Annotated in this window: 18 protein-coding genes; 3 read left to right on the forward strand and 15 right to left on the reverse strand. The window is 66.5% G+C overall.

Annotation, left to right across the window (positions count from 1 at the left end; all coding sequences use genetic code 11):
• Positions 1-106 precede the first annotated feature (106 nt).
• The 3 genes from M9945_RS16255 (at position 107) to M9945_RS16265 (ending at position 8,838) form a co-directional block, all read left to right on the forward strand.
• Positions 107-7,252: an autotransporter domain-containing protein gene (locus tag M9945_RS16255; RefSeq protein ID WP_367945412.1), complete on the forward strand. Its 7,146-nt coding sequence runs from the start codon at positions 107-109 to the stop codon at positions 7,250-7,252.
• A gap of 2 nt (positions 7,253-7,254) precedes the next feature.
• Positions 7,255-7,788 (forward strand): invasion associated locus B family protein, encoded by a 534-nt coding sequence (locus M9945_RS16260; RefSeq protein WP_367929354.1) that lies wholly within the window; start codon positions 7,255-7,257, stop codon positions 7,786-7,788.
• Positions 7,789-7,869: 81 nt separating this feature from the next.
• Positions 7,870-8,838, forward strand: coding sequence for a LysR family transcriptional regulator (locus tag M9945_RS16265; RefSeq protein ID WP_367929355.1), 969 nt, complete (start codon positions 7,870-7,872; stop codon positions 8,836-8,838).
• Here the strand turns inward: M9945_RS16265 and M9945_RS16270 are convergent.
• The 15 genes from M9945_RS16270 to M9945_RS16340 all read right to left on the reverse strand — a co-directional run bounded on the left by M9945_RS16270 (position 8,832) and on the right by M9945_RS16340 (position 22,056).
• Positions 8,832-9,119 carry a DUF2274 domain-containing protein gene (locus tag M9945_RS16270; protein WP_367929356.1) on the reverse strand — a complete coding sequence of 96 codons (288 nt, stop codon included), beginning with the start codon at positions 9,117-9,119 and terminating at the stop codon, positions 8,832-8,834. The two genes, M9945_RS16265 and M9945_RS16270, sit on opposite strands and share 7 nt — an antisense overlap.
• Positions 9,119-10,222 (reverse strand): TrbI/VirB10 family protein, encoded by a 1,104-nt coding sequence (locus tag M9945_RS16275; protein ID WP_367929360.1) that lies wholly within the window; start codon positions 10,220-10,222, stop codon positions 9,119-9,121. Before M9945_RS16275 ends, M9945_RS16270 begins: the two co-directional genes overlap by 1 nt.
• Positions 10,223-10,290: 68 nt before the next feature.
• Positions 10,291-11,307 (reverse strand): P-type conjugative transfer protein TrbG, encoded by a 1,017-nt coding sequence (trbG, locus tag M9945_RS16280; protein WP_367945413.1) that lies wholly within the window; start codon positions 11,305-11,307, stop codon positions 10,291-10,293.
• On the reverse strand, positions 11,304-11,993 hold the full coding sequence (gene trbF / locus M9945_RS16285) for a conjugal transfer protein TrbF (RefSeq protein ID WP_367945414.1): 690 nt from the start codon (positions 11,991-11,993) through the stop codon (positions 11,304-11,306). The genes trbG and trbF overlap by 4 nt, the downstream gene beginning before the upstream one ends.
• Positions 11,990-13,348 carry a P-type conjugative transfer protein TrbL gene (gene trbL, locus M9945_RS16290; RefSeq protein ID WP_367945415.1) on the reverse strand — a complete coding sequence of 453 codons (1,359 nt, stop codon included), beginning with the start codon at positions 13,346-13,348 and terminating at the stop codon, positions 11,990-11,992. Before trbL ends, trbF begins: the two co-directional genes overlap by 4 nt.
• A 4-nt stretch (positions 13,349-13,352) precedes the next feature.
• Positions 13,353-13,640 (reverse strand): putative entry exclusion protein TrbK-alt, encoded by a 288-nt coding sequence (trbK-alt, locus tag M9945_RS16295; RefSeq protein ID WP_367945416.1) that lies wholly within the window; start codon positions 13,638-13,640, stop codon positions 13,353-13,355.
• 20 nt (positions 13,641-13,660) lie between these two features.
• Positions 13,661-14,437 carry a P-type conjugative transfer protein TrbJ gene (gene trbJ, locus M9945_RS16300; RefSeq protein WP_367945417.1) on the reverse strand — a complete coding sequence of 259 codons (777 nt, stop codon included), beginning with the start codon at positions 14,435-14,437 and terminating at the stop codon, positions 13,661-13,663.
• A complete protein-coding gene (trbE, locus tag M9945_RS16305; RefSeq protein WP_367945418.1) occupies positions 14,434-16,956 on the reverse strand; it encodes a conjugal transfer protein TrbE in 2,523 nt (840 codons plus the stop codon). The genes trbJ and trbE overlap by 4 nt, the downstream gene beginning before the upstream one ends.
• A gap of 10 nt (positions 16,957-16,966) precedes the next feature.
• Positions 16,967-17,248, reverse strand: coding sequence for a VirB3 family type IV secretion system protein (locus M9945_RS16310; RefSeq protein ID WP_367945419.1), 282 nt, complete (start codon positions 17,246-17,248; stop codon positions 16,967-16,969).
• Complete coding sequence (locus M9945_RS16315; protein WP_009452106.1) at positions 17,248-17,577, reverse strand: TrbC/VirB2 family protein; 330 nt, start codon at positions 17,575-17,577, stop codon at positions 17,248-17,250. The genes M9945_RS16310 and M9945_RS16315 overlap by 1 nt, the downstream gene beginning before the upstream one ends.
• On the reverse strand, positions 17,574-18,572 hold the full coding sequence (gene trbB / locus M9945_RS16320; RefSeq protein WP_367945420.1) for a P-type conjugative transfer ATPase TrbB: 999 nt from the start codon (positions 18,570-18,572) through the stop codon (positions 17,574-17,576). Before trbB ends, M9945_RS16315 begins: the two co-directional genes overlap by 4 nt.
• Positions 18,573-18,873: 301 nt before the next feature.
• Positions 18,874-19,233, reverse strand: coding sequence for a helix-turn-helix domain-containing protein (locus M9945_RS16325; RefSeq protein ID WP_367945421.1), 360 nt, complete (start codon positions 19,231-19,233; stop codon positions 18,874-18,876).
• The gene (locus M9945_RS16330; protein ID WP_009452109.1) at positions 19,230-19,511 is read right to left on the reverse strand and encodes a DUF6516 family protein; all 282 of its coding nucleotides are present in this window, start codon (positions 19,509-19,511) and stop codon (positions 19,230-19,232) included. Before M9945_RS16330 ends, M9945_RS16325 begins: the two co-directional genes overlap by 4 nt.
• A gap of 91 nt (positions 19,512-19,602) precedes the next feature.
• Complete coding sequence (locus M9945_RS16335) at positions 19,603-20,043, reverse strand: CopG family transcriptional regulator (protein WP_367945422.1); 441 nt, start codon at positions 20,041-20,043, stop codon at positions 19,603-19,605.
• Between the two features lie 9 nt (positions 20,044-20,052).
• Entirely contained in the window at positions 20,053-22,056 is a 2,004-nt protein-coding gene (locus tag M9945_RS16340; protein WP_367945423.1) for a conjugal transfer protein TraG, read from the reverse strand.
• Positions 22,057-22,066 lie beyond the last annotated feature (10 nt).

Below are 22,066 nucleotides of genomic sequence, written 5' to 3' on the forward strand. Positions count from 1 at the left end.
ACCGATCCGCGACCGGCATTTGGTTTGGTGGTCCACAACGCGAGATGCGCCTTCCGATACGATTCGGACGCGCGTCTCTCCACGACTTGAGAGGGGCGGATCACCCATGAACGACAAAGCGATACCCGCAAGCCGGATTGCCCGACGCTGCCTGTTCGCAGCCCTGCTGGCCTCGACGGCGCTGGCGACCTCGCAGCTTCGCGCGGACGATATCTGGCAGGGTACGAACGACGATTATGACGACCCTGCAAACTGGATCGGCGGAACGGTTCCTGGAGCGGGGGAAACCGCGACATTCGATGGCGGCGGCACGGCCGTCCTGATCACGGACGTCACCGAAGTCGAGGCTTTCGAGTTCCTGGGTGCGGCCGCACCGTTCACGATCACCAACGGAGCGGTGGTGACGGGCGGCTATGGCTTGATATTCGATGACGGGGGAGCCGGCATCGGCGGCATCATCTCGGACTCGATTTCCGATCAGACCTTCATCAACAATCGGATCATGGAGTTTCGGGGGGCGACCAGCGCCGACGGGGGCGCCGGCACGGGCGACGTCATCATCGAGAACAACAACACCCTGAACTTCGTGGGAAACAGCGGCGCCGGCAGCGCGCTGATCACAAACAATAGTGGACTCAGTTTCTTGGGTTCCAGCTCCGCCGACGCCGCCGAGATCACAAATAATGGGGTGATGACGATCGGTGGGGCGGCCAGCGGAGGCACCGCGACCTATATCGGCGGCGATGCGGCAGCGGTTCTTGATATTTCCCTGCTGACAGCGCCTTCGACCTCGATCGGGTCGATCCAGGAACTCGGCACCATTCGCCTGGGCGACAACAGGCTGGTTGTCGGCGGCAATAATCAGAACAGGACCTTTGGGGGAACGATCGAGGATGGCGGACTCGGCGGCGGCGTTGGCGGAGAGCTTTACAAGGTGGGCTCCGGCACGCTGACACTCTCCGGCGCCCTCTCCGGCAGCTTCAACTATACCGGCCTGACAACCCTCGCCGAAGGAAGGATCGTGGTCAATTATGCCTCGCTCGGCGACGTGCTGATCGACAATGCCGATAGCATGCTGATCCTCTATGACGATGACTATGACGCTGGGCTGCGCCCCGGCTCGACTTTGGAGATCCTGAACGGCGAGGCGAGCTTCGAGGGAAACTCCAGCGCCGGTGAGGCGCTGATCCAGAACCGCGACCGGCTCACCTTCCGCGGCGGCAGCAGGGCCGGAACCTCCACGATTGTGATGAACAGCGGCGGGCTGACCGCGAGGACCAGTTTCCGCGATTCCAGTTCAGCCGACGGGGCGGACATCACTGTCGGGTTCGGCACGGAGCTCGATTTCTACCACAACAGCACGGCGGGCGATGCCACGATCACCTCGTCCGGTAGTATATTTTTCTACGCCGATTCGACGGCCGGAACGGCCGACGTCACCAGCACCGGGCTGATGTCCTTCTATGGCGACAGTTCCGCCGATCAGGCGGAGATCGTCAATCAGGGCGGTCTGAGCTTCCTCGAAGATGCCGTCGCCGGGACGGCGACGATCAACAATGGAGCATCCGGCACCATCGAATTCGACGACCATGCAAGCGCCGACGCCGCGACGATCAACAACAGCGGCACGGTCTACTTCAGAACGCAGGCAGACGGCGGAACGGCGAAGTTGACCAATCTCGCCGCGACAGCCGACATCGACATTTCCGATATCGACAGCGGGCTCTTCCAGACGGGATCGGTTGCAGGCAGCGGTTTCGTCAGCCTCGGCGGCACGCAGCTTTGGGTCGGCGGCGGCGGCGACAATCCCGACATGGTCTTCTCCGGCACCATTCGCGATGGTGGCGTCAGCGGCGGCACGGGCGGCTCGCTCGTCAAGGACGGGACCGGCACGATGGTCCTTTCCGGTGTAAACACCTACACCGGCGGCACCTTCGTTTTGGCTGGCGAGCTTGTGGTCGACGGCTCGATCGCATCGAGCAGCGTGGCATCGTTCGGGAGCGGAACGAGGTTGTCGGGCAGCGGCTTCGTCGGCTACACGCAGATCAGCGACGGTGCCACGCTTGTCGGCGTTCAGGGCCAGACCCTGACGATGGCCTCGCTCGACCTGTATGCCGGCTCGATCGTCGATGCGAGCCTGGGCGCGCCCGGCACGACGGCCCTGTTCGACGTGACGGGCGACCTGACGCTCGACGGCACGCTCAACGTCACCGACGCTGGCGGCTTCGGTCCCGGCCTCTACCGCATCGTCGACTATGGCGGCACACTGACGGACAACACGCTCGAAATCGGCGCAGTACCCGGCGGTGTCGATGCCGCCGACCTGGAAGTCCAAACGGCTGTTGCCGGGCAGGTCAATCTCGTCAATAGCGCCTATGTCGGCGATCTTCTGTTCTGGGACGGCGATGCTGTCGGCAATGCCGACAATGGCGCCATCGACGGCGGCGATGGCGTCTGGACGCTGGTGAGCACCAACTGGACCAACACCGACGGGTCGGTCAACGGCGCGATGACCCCGGTTCCCGGCTACGTGATATTCTCGGGCGCTCCCGGCACGGTGACGGCCGACGATACGGCAGGCGCGCTTTCCGTGACAGGGATGCAATTCGCCACTGACGGCTATCTACTCACCGGCGATGCGATCGAGCTGGTAGGCTCGGGCGGCGAGGCGATCATCCGGGTCGGCGACGGCACGAGCGCCGGTGAATACATGACCGCGACCATCGCATCGGACCTCACGGGCAGCGCCGGGCTGGTCAAGACGGACCTGGGCACGCTTATCCTTTCGGGCAGCCTCGACCATACCGGCCTGACCACCCTGGCCGACGGACATATCGTGGTCGACGGCACCGGCATCGGCGACGTAATGATCAACAATGCCGGCAGCACGCTGACACTGTCGGGTGCCGGCTTTCTGCACGCTGGCTCAACCCTGGGGATCCAGAACGGCGAGGCGATCTTCGAGGGAACCTACAGCGCCGGTGACGCGACGACGACGATTCAGAACGGTGACCTGCTCACCTTTAGGGACGACAGCGGGGCCGGAACCTCCACGATCGTGATGAACGGCGCAGGCACGCAGACCGATTTCCGCAACTTCAGTTCAGCCGAGGGGGCAAGCATCACTGTCGGGTTCGACACGGAGCTTAGCTTCTTCAATGACAGCACCGCGGGCGACGCCACCATCACCTCGCTCGGCGATATATCTTTCTGGACCAATTCGACGGCGGGAACGGCCGACATCACGCTTTTCGGTTCCGGGGGAATGATCTTCTACAATAACAGCTCCGCCGATCAGGCGGAGATCGACAATCAGGGCGGACTGAGCTTCCTCGACAATTCCGTCGCCGGAACGGCGATCATCGACAATGCCGGCGACCTCGAATTCAGTTCCTACGCAAGCGCCGACGCAGCGACGATCAACAATAGCGGGCTTGTCCGATTCGGGGGATGGTCGACCGGCGGAACGGCGGAACTGACCAATCTCACCGCGACCGCCGATATCGACATTTCGCAGCTCGTCGATGTTTCCCCACTCATCGAATCCCTCGCGGTGGGATCGATCGCGGGCGGCGGTTTCGTCAGCCTCGGCGACAATCAGCTCGTCGTCGGCGGAAACTACCTCTCCACGACCTTCTCGGGCGTCATCCGCGACGGCGGCATCGACCCAGCGACGGGCGGCTCGCTGGCAAAGGTCGGCGCGGGCACGCTGACGCTTTCGGGCATCAACACCTATACCGGCGCCACCGACGTTCTCGGCGGCGAACTCGTCGTCGACGGTTCGATCGCGTCAAGCAGCCTGACGACCGTGGCGTCCGGGGCGGCGCTGTCGGGCGGCGGCGTCGTCGGCGACACGGTCATCGCCTCGGGCGGCCACTTGATCGGTGCGCAAGGCCAGACCCTGACGATGGCCTCACTCGATCTCGACTCCGGCTCGATCGTCGATGTGAGCCTTGGCGCGCCCGGCACGACGGCCCTGTTCGACGTGACGGGCGACCTAACGCTGGACGGGACGCTCAATGTCGCCGACGCTGGCGGCTTCGGTCCCGGCCTCTATCGGCTCATGGACTATGGCGGCACGCTGACGGACAACACGCTCGACATCGGCGCGGTGCCCGGCGGCATCGATCCCGCCGATCTGGAGGTTCAGGCGGGTGTCGTTTCCGGCCAGGTCAACCTCGTCAACAGCGCCTATGTCGGCGACCTGCTGTTCTGGGACGGGGACGCGCCCGGCAACGCCGATAACGGCCTGATCGATGGCGGAAGCGGCGTCTGGACGCCGACCAGTCCCAACTGGACGGGTGCCGACGGATCGGTGAATGGCGCGATGACGCCGGTTCCCGGCTACGTGATATTCTCGGGGGCTGCCGGCACGGTGACCGCCGACGACAGCGCCGGCGCGCTATCCGTGACCGGCATGCAGTTCGCGACGGATGGCTATGTGCTCACGGGCGACGCCATCGATCTGGCGGGCAGCGAGGCGCTCATCCGCCTGGGTGACGGAACCGCCGACGGTGCCGGATATACCGCCACCATCGCATCGAACCTGACGGGCGGCGGCAAACTGATCAAGACCGATCTCGGCACGCTGATCCTCACCGGAAACAACACCTATACGGGTGGCACCCAGATCGCCGGGGGAACTTTGCAGGTCTCGCAGGACGCCAATCTCGGCGACGCCGCGGGCGGTCTGGGGCTGGCTAGCGGCACCCTTGCCGTAACAGGATCGTTCGACACCGCCCGCAATGTGGCGCTGTCGCCCGGAGGGCGATTCGACATCGCGGGCGGCGTCGTATTCGGTGTCGATGGCGTCGTTTCCGGGGTCGGCCCCCTCGTGAAGGACGGCGCCGGCACGATGGTTCTGTCCGGGACCAATACCTACTTTGGCGGCACGCAGATCGATGCTGGCGTGCTACAGGTCACGGCGGACGCCAATCTCGGCAACGCTTCGGGCGGAGTCACCTTCAATGGCGGCGTGCTGGCGACGACCGGCTCCTTTGCCAGCAGCCGCGACATGGCGCTGCTTGCCGATGGCGTGTTCGATGTCGCCGCGTCCACCACGCTCGACCTCGATGGCGTCATCGCCGGCGCTGGCGACCTCGTGAAGCGGGGCGGCGGGACACTGGTCCTAACCGGGGCCAATGGTTATGGCGACACGACTGTTGAGGCCGGGACGCTTGTCGGCGACAGCAGCTCGATCAGCGGTGACATCGCCAATGCCGGGACGGTGATCTTCTCGCAGACGACGGACGCGACCTTCGCAGGCGACATCGTCGGGCTTGGCAGCACGGATGGCGTCATGATCAAGGACGGCGCGGGCGCATTGACGCTGGCCGGGACTAGTGCGCTCGACTGGACGATCGGCGGCGGCAGCGTTGTCACGGCGGCCGAGCGGTTCGGCGGCGACGCCACCCTGGAGACCGGCGGCGAACTGGTCTTCGACCAGACCGCCGATGCCTCGTCGGACATCCTGCTGTCGGGCGACGGGACCGGAACCTTCACCAAGACCGGCGCCGGCCTGCTGAAGCTGACCAGCGACAACAGCGCCTATGCCGGCCATACCGACATTGACGGCGGCGCGCTCGACGTGGCCAATGCGCTCGGCGGCTCGCTCGCGGTCAATACTGGCGGCATGCTGATCGGCGGCGGCACGGTCGGCGATACGGTGGTCGGAAACGGCGGCGTTATCTCGCCCGGCGATGCCGGCCAGATCGGCACGCTCACCGTCGACGGCGACCTGACCCTCGAGGCGGGATCGACCTATATCGCCCATGTCGAGGCGCCGGATCAGTCCGACCTGATCTCCGTCACCGGCACGGCCACCATTGACGGTGGCGCAGTCCAGATCGAGAAGCTGAGCGCGGAGACCAGCTACTTGAATGGGCAGACCTATCGGCTGCTGACGGCCGGCTCGCTGGTCGACAATGCGGAGTTCACCTTCAACCAGCCGTTCCTCTTCCTTGACGCGGAGCTGATCTACGGAACCGATCTCGTTGCCGGCACTGAGTTTGTCGACCTTTCCCTGTCGCGGTCTGCTTCGTTCACCGACGCCGCGCTCACCTTCAACCAGTTCCAGGTGGCGGGTGCGCTCGACGGCCTGGAGCAGAGCGACGATGCACTCGCCGTTTTCAACGAGCTGTTGGTGATGACGGACGCGGATGAAGCTCGCCGCGCCTACGACCTGACTTCGGGCGAGATCCATGCCTCCGGCCAGCACGTCATCAACCAGACCTTCGCCTTGTTCAACCGCACGCTGCGCCAGCAGGCGTCGGCCGGGATAGGCAATGGCATGGTCGGTGCCGGCGTGGTCTCCGCACCGATCACAAACGTGTCGGCCTATGGCCCAACCGCTTCGGCAAGCCTTGGCGTCCACGCCATCGACGCGGCAACGGGGGACTATGCCGACGCTCGTGTCCGCGGTGCATGGGCCGCTCCTCTCGGGGCGCGCGGCACCATCGACAGCGATGGCAATGCCGGCGCGCTGGACTGGTGGACGGCCGGCATTGCCGGCGGCTATGAGGGCGTGGTCGATGTGGGCAGCGGCAATGCCGTGGCCGGCTTGGCCTTCGGCTATCTGCGCAGCGGCGGTACGGTCGATGCGCGCCTGTCTTCGATGGACGCGGACGGATTCCATCTCGGCGCCTATGGCGCCTGGACCAATGGTCCGTGGTCGCTCGCAGGATCGGCCGCCTATGCGGCAAGCTCTATCTCGACGCACCGCCAGATCATTGTTGGCGGCATCAACCGCACGGCGGAGGCGGACTACTGGAACCACACGATCGGCCTCTCAACCGAGCTGGCCTATGCGTTCGAGATGAATAGCGGCTTCACCATCTCGCCACTATTCACCCTCGACGCAGGGTGGAGCGGCAACGGCGGCTATTCGGAGACCGGCGCGGGCGCGCTCGGCCTGACTTCCACCGGGCAAGGCTATGGCTGGCTGGACACCGGGCTCGGCATCGCTCTCGCCCATACGATCGACACAGGGAACGGCAAGGTCACGTTCGACGGTCGCGCGGTTTGGGAACACGCCTTCGCCGGCACCGTGCCTGGCGCGGATCATCTCCTTGCCGGAAGCCCCGTCGACTTCACCGTCAATGGTCCCGACGCCGGCAGAGACCGACTCCGCCTGGGCGCTGGACTGGCCTTCGAGATCGGCAACGATATGACGATCCGCGCCCGCTATGACGGCCTGTTCTCGGGCAACCAACAAAGCCATGCCGGCAGCGTCGGCCTCAATGTGAAGTTCTGAACATGCAGCTTTCCACGAATGCGATCCGATCCGTTGCCGTTGTCGCCATGATGAGCACAGGCCCCGCACTTGCACAGGGCCTCCCTGGCGGCGCCTCGTCGCTCAATGAAAAGCATGGCGACTGGACCGTCGCTTGCGCAATGCGCGAGGAAGCCATCCGCTGCGTCATGTCGCAAACCCAGGTGCGTGGTGAGAACCGGCAGCGTGTTCTCGCCATCGAACTGACGGCGGCCGAGGGCGGACAGGCGGCCAGCGGGACGCTGGTGCTGCCGTTCGGTCTCAACCTCGATCAAGGGGCGGTGCTGTCCATTGACGAGGGCGAGTTCCTGCCCGCGCTGCGCTTCTCGACCTGTCTGCCGGCAGGGTGCCTTGTCCCGCTGACTTTCAATCCGGACGCGGTGACGGCGATGCGTGCTGGAACGGCGCTCAAGGTCAAAGCGGCCGCCAATGATAGCGGCCAAGAGGTCAATTTCTCGATCTCGCTATCCGGCTTCAGCTCGGCACTTGCGCGGGCGGCGGAGCTAACGACACCATGATGCGGCACAACCCAACCGTAGCCTGAAAGGAGGAGCCAGCCGAAGCCGCGTCGCCACTCTTGAGGAGGGAGCACATTGGCGATGGACGGACTGAACACGCCTCTTTGGGAACGTCCTGTGCGCTGGCCGGCGGAGGGACTTCCATTTGATATGCGGGCGCTGCGCTATGTGCTGGCGGCGGCCGAGCAGATGAGCTTTTCGGGCGCGGCCTGCGCGCTCGGCATGAAAGTATCCAGCGTCAGTCGCCATGTGCGCGACTTCGAGGACGACCTTGGCATTTCGCTATTCGAGCGCACCACGTCAGGTGTCCGGCTGACCGATGCCGGAAGCCGATTCCTCGACGACATCATCCCGGTTCTCCAGCGGGCCGAGGCCGTGCTGCAGCGCGCCGGCGCGGCCGGCCGGGTCGAGGAAGGCACGGTTCGCGTCGGCATTATCACGACGCTGGCAGGTGGTTTCCTGCGGGAGCTGATTGCCTCCTACCGGCGCTGCTATCCGGGCGTCGAGCTCGACATTCAGGACGGCGGACGACGGGAACATCTGCGCGCGATCCGGGCGCGCCAGCTCGACATTGCCATTTTCACCGGCAACGCTCCGGTGGCCGGCTGCGATGTCGAGGAGTTCTGGCGCGAGCGGGTGCATGTGGCGATGGCGGTCCATCATCCGCTGGCGAGCAGCAACACCTTGGATTGGCCGCAACTGCGCGACGAGCGATTCATCGTCTCGACCATGGAGCCGGGGCCGGAGGTGCATGACTATATCGTGCGCCGGGTCGCGGACTACAGCACCTACCCGGATGTGACCTCGCGCCAAGTGACGGTGGAGACGCTGATGCACATGGTCGCCATCGGCGAGGGCATCACGCTGGTTTCGGAAGGCTGGACCAGCATGGCGCATGCCGATCTGGCGATGCGCCCGCTGACGGCGGCCGAAGACATCGTTCCGTTCAGCGCGGTGTGGTCGCCGTCGAGCGACAATCCCGCGCTGCGCCGGTTCCTGAGCTTCGCGCGGGATCTGGCGGCAAGGCAGCGGTTGCGCCGGAATCAATGATCGGCGTCGGCTGCGCTCGGCCTGGCGCTTCCGCCGGACTGGCCGGAAGCCGTCGCGCGCGCCTTCCCGGTGAGCTTCGACTTGCGGCTGCGCCAGCCGCGATCGGATCGCAGGAAGGCTTCGAGCATATGCGGGATCAACGTGGCGGCGTCGACCTCGCCATAGAGACGGCCGTATTCGGAGGCATACAGGTCGAGTTCCTCCTTCAACGGCTCCGGCATCGGGATGGTCATGCGCACGATGCCGAGCTTGGGCAGGGGGCCGAGCTTCAGATTGCTCATCATTGGGCTCCGTATGGCTCGAGGACGAGATCGCGCCCAACGATCACGCGGACCGGAAAACCGGGCCGGATGGTCAAGGTGGGCTCAACCTGCAACTGCCGCTGCACGATCTGCTGTCCCGCCTGGTTCACCGTGTCCTGCGCCCCGTCACGAATGGCGCGAATCAGGCGGTCTTCGTCGCTCGTCGCCAGCTCCGCGCCAACGGCCAGGAGCGTGGAGAGGCCCGCCGCTTTCATCAAGTCCCACCAATGGTAATCAACCCCGTCTTCGAGGCCCGCATAGCCCGAGGCATCGGCGCCGCGCTGGCGCTCCAGAACGATCGACCGGCCATTGGGGAGAATGAGACGATTCCACACGAGCAATACCCTGCGCTGGCCGAAGGTGACGCCATTATCGTATTCGCCGATGAGGCGGCTTCCCTGCGGAATAAGAAGCAGGGCGCCTGTGGGGCTGTCATAGACGTGTTGCGTCACCTGGGCGGTGATCTGTCCCGGCAGGTCCGAACGGATGCCGGTGATCAGCGCGGCCGGGATCACCGAGCCGGCCTGAAGGATATAGGGCGAGGCCGGCGCCATGACGCGATCGGGCGCGACCGTGCGGCGGTCCACCTCGGCATTAAGGAAGGCAAGGTGCCGGTCTTGCGTTCCGGCGCCCGTAAGGCCGGTCATGCCGGGAACGGACGGGATCGAGGGCGAGCCGGTGTTCTGGCCCGCCCTGATCTGGAAGAAGATCTCGCTGGTGCGGGCCGCCTCCAGCTCGGCAAGCCGGCGCTGTTCCTCGGGATCGGCGGCGGGGACCGGCATGGGGGTCGCCGGGATCGGCTGGCCTTCTTCGCGGGCGCGCAGCACCGGCCCGCCGAGATCGCCGGGCAGCGGCGGGCCGAGCACCGGCACGTCGCCATAGCTGCCCGGAAGGCCCTGCAAGCCGTCCGCCGTTTGGCGGCGATCGGTCGAGATCAGTTCCTCGGACTGGCCGGCACGATCGACGCCCTGAAGCGCATAGATCAGCGCCCCGCCGATGCCGATGCCAGCGACCAGGCCGGCGCCCATCAGAACCTTGCGCGAAATGCGCGTGACGCGCGGCGCTTCGGCGCGCAGGCGCATCGCCCCCGCGCCGTCGCCAGCCCCTCCGGCCAGTTCCACGCCTTCCTCTTTCCGGTCGTCGCTCTCGCTCATGACGGTGCTCCTCCCGTAGCCGTGGTTTGCGTGGTCGCTGCGGTCTGGCCCGGCTGGACGCGGACGATCCGGACGGTCTGCTGCCGGTTGCCGGAGCCAAGGCGCAACTCGGCCGCTCCGAAGAGGCGATCGACGATGAGGACGTTCTGATAGATGCGGCTGTTGACGATCTCGGGTTCGCCGCCCGAGCCGATGACGAACAGGGGCGGCATCTCGCCCTGGACGATCCCGCGCGGGAACACCACGTAAACGCGCCTCCCATCGTCGAACACGGTGGTCGGCCGCCAGGGCGGGGTGTCGCCGGTGAGGCCGTAACGGTAGTTGCGCGCGGATTCGACCGGGATGATCGGAGCGGCCGGCGCGGTGACACGCTGGCTTGCCGGGGGAGCGGGATAGGCCCAGGCGATCGCCGGCATCCACGTCTCCTCGCTCGCGCGCAGCTCGACGAGGTAGGTCCTCCGGTCCGTCGTAATCACCAGATTGGTGGAGATGCCGGCGCGGGTCGGCTTGACCAGAACATGGACGCGGCGCGTCGTGCCGGAGCCGCTTTCGGTGTCGCCGATGATCCAGCGGGCGGTGTCGCCCGCCGCGATCGGACCGGCCCCGGTCAGGCTTTCGCCGGGTTCGAGTGCGATGGTCGTGATCTGCCCGACGGCGGCATAGACCTGAAACAGCGCGCCCTCGGACCAGGGATAGATCTGGATCGCGTTGTAGTAGCCCTCCCGGCGCGGCTCGACGCGCGCGGCCGCATTGGCGTTGCCGACGCGGGCCTCTGGGGTGCCGGCGGCCGCGCCGCCGCGCGCGACGGTCCAGCCGGGAGGCGTATGCAGCGGCCGCGGCGCGCCGTCGGTCACGGCGGTCCTGACGACGGGAAGCGCCGGCACGTCGGCATCGTAGCTGAATTGCGGCGGGCGATTGGTGGCGCAGCCGGCGAGCATGGTTGCGGCCAGCAAAGCCGCCAAGGCGGATTTACGGAAAGCCGTGGGTCCGGCTTTGTGGGATTTGCGGATCATTGCGACATCTCCCGCGACCAGGAGATCGCGTTGACATAGATTCCAAGGGGATTGGCGCGCAGGCGCTCGGCGGTGCGCGGCTGCTGAAGGACGATGGTGAGGATCGCGGTCCAGCGTTCGGTGCGGGAGAGCTGGCCGTTCTCGTAGTGCTGCTCCGACCAGGCGACGCGGAACGAGTCGGGCGATGCCCGGATCACGCTGGAAACCTCGACGGAGACCTGCTGCCGGCCGACGCGCGTGAAGGGGTCGTTCGAGCGGGCGTATTCGTTGAGCGCCACCGCGCCCCTGTCGGTGGTGAACTCATAGGCGCGGAGCCAGTTCTGGCGCAGGACGATGGGATCGGAGGGCAGGCCCCGGACCTGCTCGATGAAGCGGGCCAGGTGCCAAGCCACTTGCGGGTCGGTCGGCCGGTAGTCGGCGACGGCGGATTCGACGGCGCGCGCCTCGCCGTGGCGGTCGATTTCCACCACCCAGGGAACGACGGTGCCGCGGGCCGATTGCCAGACCAGGGCCGAGGCGAACCCGGCCGAGAGGATGAGGCAGCCGAAGGCCATGTAGCGCCAGTTACGGGCCTGGACGCGGGCCGAGCCGACGCGCTCGTCCCAGACCTGGGCGGCCTTCTGATAGGGCGTGACGGGTTCCGGCGTCTTGCCGTAATGGGTCGTGGGCCGTTTGAAGATGTTCATGTGCGGTCGCTTTCGGAAAGGCTGATGGAGGAGCCGCCGCCGTGGCTGTCACCGGAGCGGACGGCATGGGCGGCTGCCGTGACGCCGTGGCTCAGGGCCTGGCTTCGCCGCATGCGCTGCGCCCAGGCAGGAGGACCATCGGCAGAGGGAGCATTTGCTGGAGAGGGCGACATGCCGCCGCCGACCGTCCCCATAGTGGAGGTGCCGCCGGTGGTCTCGAAGCCGCCTTTCACGCCTGCGCTATGGCTGGACTTGAGGCTGTCGGCGGCGCGGGAAACGGCGCGTTTCAGCGGCGACACGGCCGCCGACGCTCCGGCGCGGGCAACGCCGCCGAGACCGGCGGCGACGCCAGACGCGCCGCTTTCGCCCATGGAGGCGAGCGTAAAAGCCGAGGACGCGGCGCCAGCGGCCGATGCGCCGCCTCGAGCGAGAGCAGCTCCGCCGGACAGCGCGGCACCGCCGCCGCGAGCGGCGAGCATGGTCGCGCCACCGGCTGCGATCGCCGCGCCGCCGACGGCCAGGCCGGTTCCGACGGCAGCGCCCGCGCTGAGCTGCGGGCCGCCGGAGACGAGGCCGGTGGCAATGCCGGGGCCGAATATTCCAAGGCCGAGAAGGGAAAGGGCGGCAAGGACGATGGCCATCGCATCATCGATCGTGGGGGTTGCGCCACCGAAGCCGGCGGTGAACTGGCCGAACAGGGTCGAGCCGATGCCGATGATGACCGCGAGGACCAGCACCTTGATGCCGGACGAGACGACATTGCCCAGGACGCGCTCGGCCATGAAGGCGGATTTGCCCCAGAGGCCGAAGGGGATGAGGACGAAGCCGGCCAGCGTGGTCAGCTTGAATTCAATCAAAGTGACGAACAATTGGATCGCCAGAATAAAGAAGGCGAGGATCACCAGCGCCCAGGCGAAGAAGAGGCAAAGGATCTGGACGAGGTTCTCGAAAACGGCGATCCAGCCCATCAAATCGCTGATGGATTCGAGCAGCGGCCGGCCGGCATCGAGGCCGGTCTGGGCGACGCGGCCGGGGCGCAGGAGATCGGCGGTCGAGAAGCCGGTGCCGGAGGCCAGGAGGCCGAGGCCGGCAAAGCTCTCGAAGACGATCCGGGCGAGATTGTTCCAGTTGGAAATGATGTAGGCGAAGACGCCAACAAAGAGGGTCTTCTTGACCAGGCGCGCTACAATGTCGTCGTCGGCGCCCCAGGCCCAGAACAGGGCGGCCAGCGTGACGTCGATGACGATCAAGGTAGTGGCGATGAACGCCACCTCACCGCCGAGCAGACCAAAACCGCTGTCGATGTAACTGGTGAAGATGCCGAGGAAGTTGTCTATGACGCCGGTGCCGCCCATGTGCTCACCGCCCTTCGTTCGGGGCGGGAGCTGCCGGCGCGGGCGAGCGGCCGAGGAAGCGGTCGCGGGTCTCGGCCCAGACGCGCAGGCAGGTGGCGTCGTTGGCGGCCGCTTCGCCCAGCTCCTGGCACCGCCGCTGCTCAAGCCTCAGCGGATCGGTGGCCGGCTGGAGAACCGGAACGGCCGGTGCTGGCCCGGCTTTCTCCTCGCGAGTCATTTCGATGATCGTCGCCGTGATGGCCACGGCGACGAATATGATGGCCGCGATCCGGGCCAGCACCTTGCCGTCCATGATGTCCCCCTTCCGGCCCGTCAGTTGTTGAACATGCTTGCGTTGCCGGGCTGGTATCCCGACCCAGGAGCGAGGAAGCGTTCGCGCTGGATGCGGCCCTGCTCGGCGGCCGTGGCGCGCTCGGCTTCGGCCAGCGCCTCGGCCCGGCCATTGGCGGAACTGACGGCGATCAGGTCGGAGACCTGCTGCGACAGGAGGCCGAGAAGCTGGTTGCCGGCCTGGGTGGCTTGCAGCGCGCCGGTGGCGCCCTGGCTTTCGCCGATCAGCGCGGACATTTCGGCGCGATTGGAGTCGATGTTGCCGACCACCCCGGCCTGAACGCGCATGGCGTCCTGCAGCCCGCCGACGGTTGTTTCCCAGCGGCTGCGCGCGTCGGCGATGAGCTGCTGGTCGGTGGCGTTGAGGGAGAGATTGCCGTAGTCCTGCTGGAACATGCGGTCGATCGACTGCACGTCGAAGGCGATGTTCTGCGCCTCGGCCAGAAGCTGCTGCGTGCGCTGCACGTTCTGCTGAAGCGCCTGAAGCGAGCTGTAGGGCAGGCTCGCCAGGTTCCTCGCCTGATTGATGAGCATCTGGGCCTCGTTCTGGAGCGAGGTGATCTGGTTATTGATCTGCTCAAGGGTGCGCGCCGCGGTCAGAAGGTTCTCGGCGTGGTTGGTCGGGTCGTAAACGATCCGGCCGAAGCCGAAGAGGGCGTGGGCCGGCGTGGTGAAGACCGGCGAAAGCGCCAGCGGCGCGGCAAGGGACAGCGCAAGCAGGGAAGCGCCGGCGAGACGGGGAAGACGGTATCTGGTCATGGCATGATCTCCTCTGGGTCAAGTTCAAGGGCGTCGGTAAGGTCGAGGGTCGCCGCCAGTGCCGCGGCCGGCGCCAGGGGCTCCGGCGCGGTGGCGATGTTGGTGAGGTTGGGAATGAGGTCGGCCGCCCATTCGACGCCGCGGGCGGTGAGCCACGCGGCGAGGAAGCCGTCGCGGCCATGCTCGGCGAGGATGTCGGCGATCAAAGCCTGGTCGGACTTCGAGGACGCGGCGCAGAGCGCGAGGCCGACTTCGGACAGGCCCAGCTCGAACAGCCGGTTGCCGCGCCGGCTCTGGCAGTAGTAGTCCCGCTTCGGAATCGCGCGCGCCAGGATCTCGATCTGCCGGTCATTCAGGCCGAAGCGCCTGTAGATCGCGGTGATCTGCGGCTCGACGGCGCGATCGTTGGGCAGGAGCAGCCGGGTCGGGCAGCTTTCGATGATTGCCGGGGCGATCGTGCTCTTTTCGAGCTGGGCGAGCGATTGCGTGGCGAAGACGACGCTGGCGTTCTTCTTCCTGAGCGTGACCAGCCACTCGGCCAGTTGCTTGGAGAAAGCGGGATCGCCGAGCGCCAGCCAGCCCTCGTCGATGACGATCATCGTCGGGCGGCCGTCGAGGCGATCGGCGATCCGATGGAACAGGTAGGCGAGGACGGCGGGAGCCGCGCCGGTGTCGAGAAGCCCTTCGGTCTCGAAGGCCACGACCGAAGCGTCGCCGAGGTTTTCAGCCTCCGCGTCGAGCAGCCGCCCATAGGGACCGCCGACGCAATAGGGCTGGATGGCGAGCTTCAGATCGTTGGACTGGAGCAGCACCGACAGGCCGGTGATCGTGCGCTCCTCGATCGGGGCCGAGGCGAGCGAGGACAACGCGGTCCAGATATGCTCCTTGGCCTCGGGCGAGATCGTGACGCCCTCGCGCTGGAGGATCGCGACGATCCAGTCGGCGGCCCAGGCGCGGTCCTGCGTCTGCTCGATGCGGGCGAGCGGCTGGAGCGAGACCGAGCTGTCCGCGCTTTCGGTCAGCCGGCCGCCGAGGTCGTGCCAGTCGCCGCCCATCGCCAACGTCGCCGCGCGAATCGAGCCGCCGAAGTCGAAGGCGAAGATTTGCGATCCTGCGTAGCGGCGGAATTGCAGCGCCATGAGCGAGAGCAGCACGCTCTTGCCAGCGCCGGTCGGGCCGACCATCAGCGTGTGGCCAACATCGCCGACATGAAGTGAGAGCCGGAAAGGGGTCGATCCTTCGGTCCTGCCATAGAGCAGCGGGGGTGCGCCGAAGTGATCATCCCTTTCCGGCCCCGCCCACACGGCGGACGAAGGGACCGTGTGGGCAAGGTTGAGCGTCGAGATCGGAGGCTGACGCACATTGGCGTAGGCGTGGCCCGGCAGCGAGCCGAGCCAGGCGTCGACGGCATTAACCGTCTCGACCATGACGCTGAAATCGCGCGACTGGACGACCTTCTCGACCAGCCGCAGCTTCTCGTCGGCGCGGCGGGCATCCTCGTCCCAGACCGTGACGGTCGCGGTGACATAGGCGATGCCGGCCACGTCCGCACCGAGTTCCTGCAAGGCCATGTCGGCGTCGAGCGCCTTGTTTGCGGCATCGGTGTCGACAAGCGCCGATTGCTCGTTCGTCATTACCTCTTTCAGAATGGCGGCGATGCTCTTGCGCTTCGCAAACCACTGGCGACGGATTTTCGTGAGCAGCCTGGTCGCGTCCGTCTTGTCCATCAGGATGGCGCGGGTGGACCAGCGATAAGGGAAAGCCAGCCGGTTGAGATCGTCGAGCAGGCCCGGTGTGGTGACGCTCGGGAATCCGGTAATCGTGAGGACGCGCAGATGCGCGGAGCCCAGCCGCGGTTCGAGCCCGCCGGTCAACGCCTCGTCGGCAAGCAGCGCGTCGAGATAGATCGGCGTCTCCGGCACGCGGACGCGATGCCGCTTGGTCGAGACGGTGGAATGGAGATAGGTCAGCGTTTCGCCGTCGGTGAGCCAGCGGCACTCGGGCATGAAGCCGTCCAAGAGGGCCAGCACGCGGTCGGTGCGGTCGACGAAGCCGCGCACCAGCTCCCAGGGGTTGACCCCGGAAGTCTCGCGGCCCTCATAGAGCCAGCTTTCGGCGCGGGCGGCGTCCTCGGCCGGCGGCAGCCAGAGGAAGGTCAGATAGTAGTCCGAGACGAAGTGACTGCCTTCCTCCTCGAAGTCGGCCTTGCGCTCGGCATCGACCAACGCGGAGGCCGGGTCGGGGAAAACATCGTTCGGATAGGTGCCGGCCTCGGACCGTTGCGCTTCCACGAAGATGCACCAGCCGGAGCCGAGACGGCGGAAGGAATTGTTGAGGCGGGCGGCAACGCCGACCAGCTCGGCCGCGACGGCGGAGTCGAGGTCCGGGCCGCGAAACTTCGCGCTGCGCTGGAAGCTGCCATCCTTGTTCAGCACGACGCCCTGGCGGACCAGGGCCACCCAGGGCAGGTAGTCGGCGAGGCGCGATGCGGTGCGGCGATATTCGGCAAGGTTCATCATGGCGCGCGCCTCACACCGAGAGGTGGCCGGGCACGCGCAGATGCCGGCGTGCGACCTCGACGAAGAGGGGATCGCGCTTTGCCGCCCAGACGGCCGCGAGATGGCCGACCGCCCAGATCAGGATGCCGGCGAGCCAGAGCTGGAGGCCGAGGCCCACGGCCCCAGCGAGCGTGCCGTTGAGGATCGCCACCGAGCGCGGCGCACCGCCGAGCAGGATGGGTTCGCTCAGCGCCCGGTGAACCGGGGCGGTGAACCCCGGCAGGGCGTCGAGCTGTTCGAGGACGGCCACCATCAGATGACCGCCCCGCCGCCGAACGAGAAGAACGACAGGAAGAAGGAGCTGGCCGCGAAGGCGATCGAGATGCCGAAGACGATCTGGATCAGGCGCCGGAAGCCGCCGCCGGTATCGCCGAAGGCGAGCGTCAGGCCGGTCACGATAATGATGATGACCGCCACGATTTTCGCCACCGGCCCCTCGATGGATTCGAGGATCGACTGAAGCGGGGCCTCCCAGGGCATGGAGGAGCCGGAGGCCAAGGCTGGCGAGGTCAGCAGCGCGACCCAGGTGAAGGCGGCGGCGGTTGCGATGTGGCGGCGAACGCGGAAGGCGCGACGGATCATGCGGGGACTCCTGTTTGGTCGGTGGGGATGGGGTCGGGAAAGGCGGGGGCGAGCCGGTAGTCGCCGTCGGCGCCGAGGCCCTCGACGCGAGCGAGGTCGGCAAGCCGGCGCGCGGAGCCGCGGCCGGAGAGGACGGCAACGAGGTCGATCGTCTCGGCGATCATCGCGCGCGGGACCGTGACGACGGCCTCCTGGATGAGCTGCTCGAGACGGCGCAGCGCGCCGATGGCCGAGCCGGCATGGATCGTTCCGACTCCTCCGGGATGGCCGGTTCCCCAAGCTTTCAGGAGGTCGAGCGCCTCGGCGCCGCGGACCTCTCCGATCGGGATGCGGTCGGGGCGCAGGCGCAGCGAGGAGCGAACGAGATCGGAGAGCGTCGCCACCCCGTCCTTGGTCCTCATGGCGACGAGGTTCGGCGCCGCGCATTGCAACTCGCGTGTGTCCTCGATGATGACCACGCGATCCTGCGTCTTGGCGACTTCGGCCAACAGCGCATTGGTGAGCGTCGTCTTGCCGGTGGAGGTGCCGCCCGCCACCAAGATATTGGCGCGGGAGGCGACGGCCTCGCGCAGCGCGGCGGCCTGGGTGTCGGCCATGATCCCGGCTGCGACGTAATCGTCGAGGGTGAACACCGCGACCGCCGGCTTGCGGATGGCGAATGTTGGCGACGTGACAACGGGAGGAAGGAGGCCCTCGAACCGCTCGCCGCTCTCAGGCAGCTCGGCCGAGACGCGGGGCGCGCGGGCATGCACCTCGGCCCCGACGTGATGGGCGACGAGACGGACGATGCGCTCGCCATCTTCCGGGGTCAGCTTCTCGCCGGTGTCTTCCAGTCCTCCGGCGAGGCGATCGACCCAGATGCGCCCATCGGGGTTCAACATCACCTCGACGATGGAGGGATCGCGCAACAGGTCCGAGATGGCAGGCCCGAGCGCGGTGCGGAGCATGCGCGCGCCGCGTTCCATCGTTGCCTGTTTGCGATTTTGGCCAGCCATCTCGTCCCCGTTTCCGGGGAGGAGGGCGAAGGCGGTCCCCGGATGGGGATGACTAAAAGAACGGCAAAACGGGCCGATTCAACAAGTTTCGGTCGTAGTAGTAGTGCAGCGCAGTAATACAGGAGAACGGCGGAGTCGGGTCGCGGCGAGAACGTGCTGCCGGTCTTGTGGCGGGCGAATCAGTCGGTGGGCCGAAATGGATAATCCAGCCGCCGCGACAGGCCGGACGTCCTGGCGCGACCCGAAGAGGCGATGGCCGGGGTCTTAGAGCCGGCGTGCAGTCCAGCGATGCGTCAGGCCGTCAAGCGGCTGCGCTCACGTCGAAGTCGAAATGGATGTTCTCGTAGGGAAATTCCAGGCCGCTTTCGGTGCGGTCGATGACGCCGGCATTGATGAGCGTGGTCACGTCCCGGTGGACGGCCTGCACGTCGCGGCCGACGCGCCGGGCGACCTCGCGGATCGACAGCGCGCCTTGCCCGGCAAGCGCCTTGACGATGGCAAGGCGGGAGGGGGCGAGAACGCGGTGCATGTCCTCGTAGCTGCCGAAATTGAGGCAGGGTTGAACATCGACGTGCTGACCGGCGAGCACCTTCCTGCTGGCCGCGGCGATCCTGCTGCGGATTTCGGTCATGCCACCCAGGCGAACGGTCAAGGTCTTCATGCCAGCATCCTTTCCATGTCGCGCTCGAAAGCGGTCAGAAGCGCCTCCAGCGTGGTGAACTCGAACGGTTCCTCTCGCTCGCCGATGTGGCGGTGGTCGCCCTTGCCGCGCTCGTTGTCGTAGCGAAGAATACATTCCCCGCGCACCACGAGGGCGAGGCGGTATTTGAAGCCGTGGCCGCTGCCGGGAACCGGGGAGGGCACCTGCCAGACCACGATTTCATAGAAGGCATCTTCGCTGAGTGACGTGCGTTCCTTGGCGATCAATACCGCATCCATGTTGTTCCCCATAACAGCGGTGTCCATGTGTTGTCAATGAGAACATCACCCTGCGAGACGCCTGCAAGCATCCGCGGTGGTCGCCCCGCCTTCAAGGGAGGCCGTCCACATCGCGTTCTGCGGCCGGCTTCGCGGCGATGTCGTCGGGGATCTCACTGAGGAAGCTGTTGCCCTGCTGGAGTCGTAGGCCGAGCGTCTGGACGAAACCGTCGAACCGCTTAAGACCTCTGGTCTGGGCGGCGGCGTTCTCGTCGGGCGGGAGCTGCGGGGTGACGGTCAGCCAATGCCGAATGAACAGCGCCAGCGTGTCGGCGGTCAGCCGCATATCGCGTTCGAGCCGCGCCGTCTGGCGCGATAGGCGATCGAGACGGCGCGTGAAGGCGGCCTCGCGCATGTCCTGGGCGTCGGGTGACAGGAAGGAGGCGATGGCCGCCTCGGCCACGGCCGAGCGCGACAGCTTGCGGCGATCGGCGAGGTCGTTGAGCTGTCCGAGAAGCTCGGATGGAAGGGTCAGGCATAGTCGTTCGCGCATGGTCGATCCTCACATATCAATGCCGTCATTCGGGTCCATGGAGACCTGGCGGGCGACGCCGCGCATCTGGCGGCCCATGACCTGACGCTGCCGGGCGCTGTCTTCCTGATCGTCGACGAGCAGGTGTTTGAACTCGTCCTCGGGCGCAGGCTCCTTCTTTTCGTGGACGATCTCGACATGCTGGGGCATGTCCGGTTCGCGGCGCAGGCCGGCGTTGGCCTTGTCCTCCGCCTTCTTCCTCGCGGCCTCTTCGGCGGCCGCGACCAGCGCGGCATCGGGAACAAGAGGCTTCAGCGCCGTCCATCCATCGGGGCGCGCCGAGCTGGCGATCGTCGCCGGGTCGGGCGGCGGAAGGATGCGTTCGGTCAGGCGCGGGTCGATATAGTAGCGCGCCTTCTTCGCCCGGATCGGCGGGCTGCCAGCCACCATGACGATCTCGTCGTCGGGCGGGAGCTGCATGATCTCGCCGGGGGTGAGGAGCTGGCGGGCGGTCTCGGAGCGCGACACCATGATGTGTCCCAGCCAAGGGGCGAGGCGGCTGCCGGCATAGTTCTGCATCGCCTTCATCTCGGTCGCCGTGCCGAGCGCGTCGCTCACCCTTTTCGCGGTCCTTTCGTCATTGGTGGCGAAGCTCACCCTGACGTGGCAGTTGTCGAGGATGGCGTTGTTCTGGCCATAGGCTTTTTCGATTTGATTGAGGGATTGGGCGATGAGGAAGCTCTTGATCCCGTAGCCCGCCAGAAACGCCAGCGAGGACTCGAAGAAGTCGAGCCGGCCGAGCGCGGGAAACTCGTCGAGCAGCAACAGCACGCGATGCCGGCGGTCCTTGGCGTGGAGATCTTCCGTCAATCTGCGGCCGATCTGGTTGAGAACGAGACGGATTAGGGGTTTCGTCCGCGAGATGTCCGAGGGCGGCACCACGAGATAGAGCGTCGAGGGTTTCGGGTCGGCGATGAGGTCGGCGATGCGCCAGTCGCAGCGCGATGTCACGGCCGCGACAACCGGATCGCGGTAGAGGCCCAGGAAGCTCATAGCCGTCGACAAGACGCCGGAGCGTTCGTTGTCGGATTTGTTGAGCAGCTCGCGGGCCGACGACGCCACGACGGGGTGTGGCCCGGCCTCGCCGAGATGGCGCGTGGCCATCATGGCGTCCAGCGTGGCCTCGATCGTGCGACGCGGATCGGAGAGGAACGCGGCCACCCCGGCGAGCGTCTTGTCCTTCTCGGCGTAGAGGACGTGCAGGATCGCGCCGACCAGAAGCGAGTGGCTGGTCTTTTCCCAATGCGACCGTTTCTCCAGCGAGCCCTCGGGATCGACCAGCACGTCGGAGATATTCTGGACGTCGCGCACTTCCCACTCGCCGCGCCGCACCTCGAGCAAGGGATTGTAGGCGGCCGAGGCCACATTGGTCGGATCGAAGAGAAGCACGCGGCCGTGCCTCGCGCGGAAGCCGGCGGTGAGCCGCCAATTCTCCCCCTTGATGTCGTGGACAATGCAGCTCCCCGGCCAGGTCAACAAGCTCGGGACCACGAGGCCGACGCCCTTGCCAGATCGCGTCGGCGCGAAACATAAGATGTGCTCGGCGCCGTCATGCCTCAGATAGTCGCGCTCGTAGCGGCCGAGGATCACGCCGTCCTGGCCGAGAAGGCCGGCGCCTTCGATCTCGGACCGCTCTGCCCAGCGCGCCGAGCCATAGGTGTCGATGTCGCTGGCCTCGCGAGCGCGCATCACCGACATGGTGATGGCGACGGCGATGGAGAGGAAGCCGCCCGAGGCCGCGATGATGCCGCCCTCGGCGAAGATGCGCGGCGCATAGGCTTCATAGAAATACCACCACCAGAACAGCGCCGGCGGATAATAGACCGGCCAGCCGGCGACCTCGAACAAAGGGGGGCCGAGCTGGGGCTGGAAGCCGAGCCGGAAGGCGACCCATTGCGTGCCGCTCCAGACCGAGACGAGGATGATCAGGAAGACGATGCTGATCTGGCCCCAGAGGATTTTCGTGCCGGACATGGGAGGCTCC

Origin of the sequence: Aquamicrobium sp., assembly GCF_023954335.1 — a bacterium.
Lineage (GTDB): Bacteria > Pseudomonadota > Alphaproteobacteria > Rhizobiales > Rhizobiaceae > Aerobium.

Bases quoted from the DNA above. Each gene is read 5' to 3' on its own strand.
- M9945_RS16255 (WP_367945412.1), top strand. From the start codon at position 107: ATGAACGACAAAGCGATACCCGCAAGCCGGATTGCCCGACGCTGCCTG.
- M9945_RS16260 (WP_367929354.1), top strand. From the start codon at position 7,255: ATGCAGCTTTCCACGAATGCGATCCGATCCGTTGCCGTTGTCGCCATG.
- M9945_RS16265 (WP_367929355.1), top strand. From the start codon at position 7,870: ATGGACGGACTGAACACGCCTCTTTGGGAACGTCCTGTGCGCTGGCCG.
- M9945_RS16270 (WP_367929356.1), bottom strand. From the start codon at position 9,119: ATGAGCAATCTGAAGCTCGGCCCCCTGCCCAAGCTCGGCATCGTGCGC.
- M9945_RS16275 (WP_367929360.1), bottom strand. From the start codon at position 10,222: ATGCGCCTGCGCGCCGAAGCGCCGCGCGTCACGCGCATTTCGCGCAAG.
- trbG (WP_367945413.1), bottom strand. From the start codon at position 11,307: ATGATCCGCAAATCCCACAAAGCCGGACCCACGGCTTTCCGTAAATCC.
- trbF (WP_367945414.1), bottom strand. From the start codon at position 11,993: ATGAACATCTTCAAACGGCCCACGACCCATTACGGCAAGACGCCGGAA.
- trbL (WP_367945415.1), bottom strand. From the start codon at position 13,348: ATGGGCGGCACCGGCGTCATAGACAACTTCCTCGGCATCTTCACCAGT.
- trbK-alt (WP_367945416.1), bottom strand. From the start codon at position 13,640: ATGGACGGCAAGGTGCTGGCCCGGATCGCGGCCATCATATTCGTCGCC.
- trbJ (WP_367945417.1), bottom strand. From the start codon at position 14,437: ATGACCAGATACCGTCTTCCCCGTCTCGCCGGCGCTTCCCTGCTTGCG.
- trbE (WP_367945418.1), bottom strand. From the start codon at position 16,956: ATGATGAACCTTGCCGAATATCGCCGCACCGCATCGCGCCTCGCCGAC.
- M9945_RS16310 (WP_367945419.1), bottom strand. From the start codon at position 17,248: ATGGTGGCCGTCCTCGAACAGCTCGACGCCCTGCCGGGGTTCACCGCC.
- M9945_RS16315 (WP_009452106.1), bottom strand. From the start codon at position 17,577: ATGATCCGTCGCGCCTTCCGCGTTCGCCGCCACATCGCAACCGCCGCC.
- trbB (WP_367945420.1), bottom strand. From the start codon at position 18,572: ATGGCTGGCCAAAATCGCAAACAGGCAACGATGGAACGCGGCGCGCGC.
- M9945_RS16325 (WP_367945421.1), bottom strand. From the start codon at position 19,233: ATGAAGACCTTGACCGTTCGCCTGGGTGGCATGACCGAAATCCGCAGC.
- M9945_RS16330 (WP_009452109.1), bottom strand. From the start codon at position 19,511: ATGGATGCGGTATTGATCGCCAAGGAACGCACGTCACTCAGCGAAGAT.
- M9945_RS16335 (WP_367945422.1), bottom strand. From the start codon at position 20,043: ATGCGCGAACGACTATGCCTGACCCTTCCATCCGAGCTTCTCGGACAG.
- M9945_RS16340 (WP_367945423.1), bottom strand. From the start codon at position 22,056: ATGTCCGGCACGAAAATCCTCTGGGGCCAGATCAGCATCGTCTTCCTG.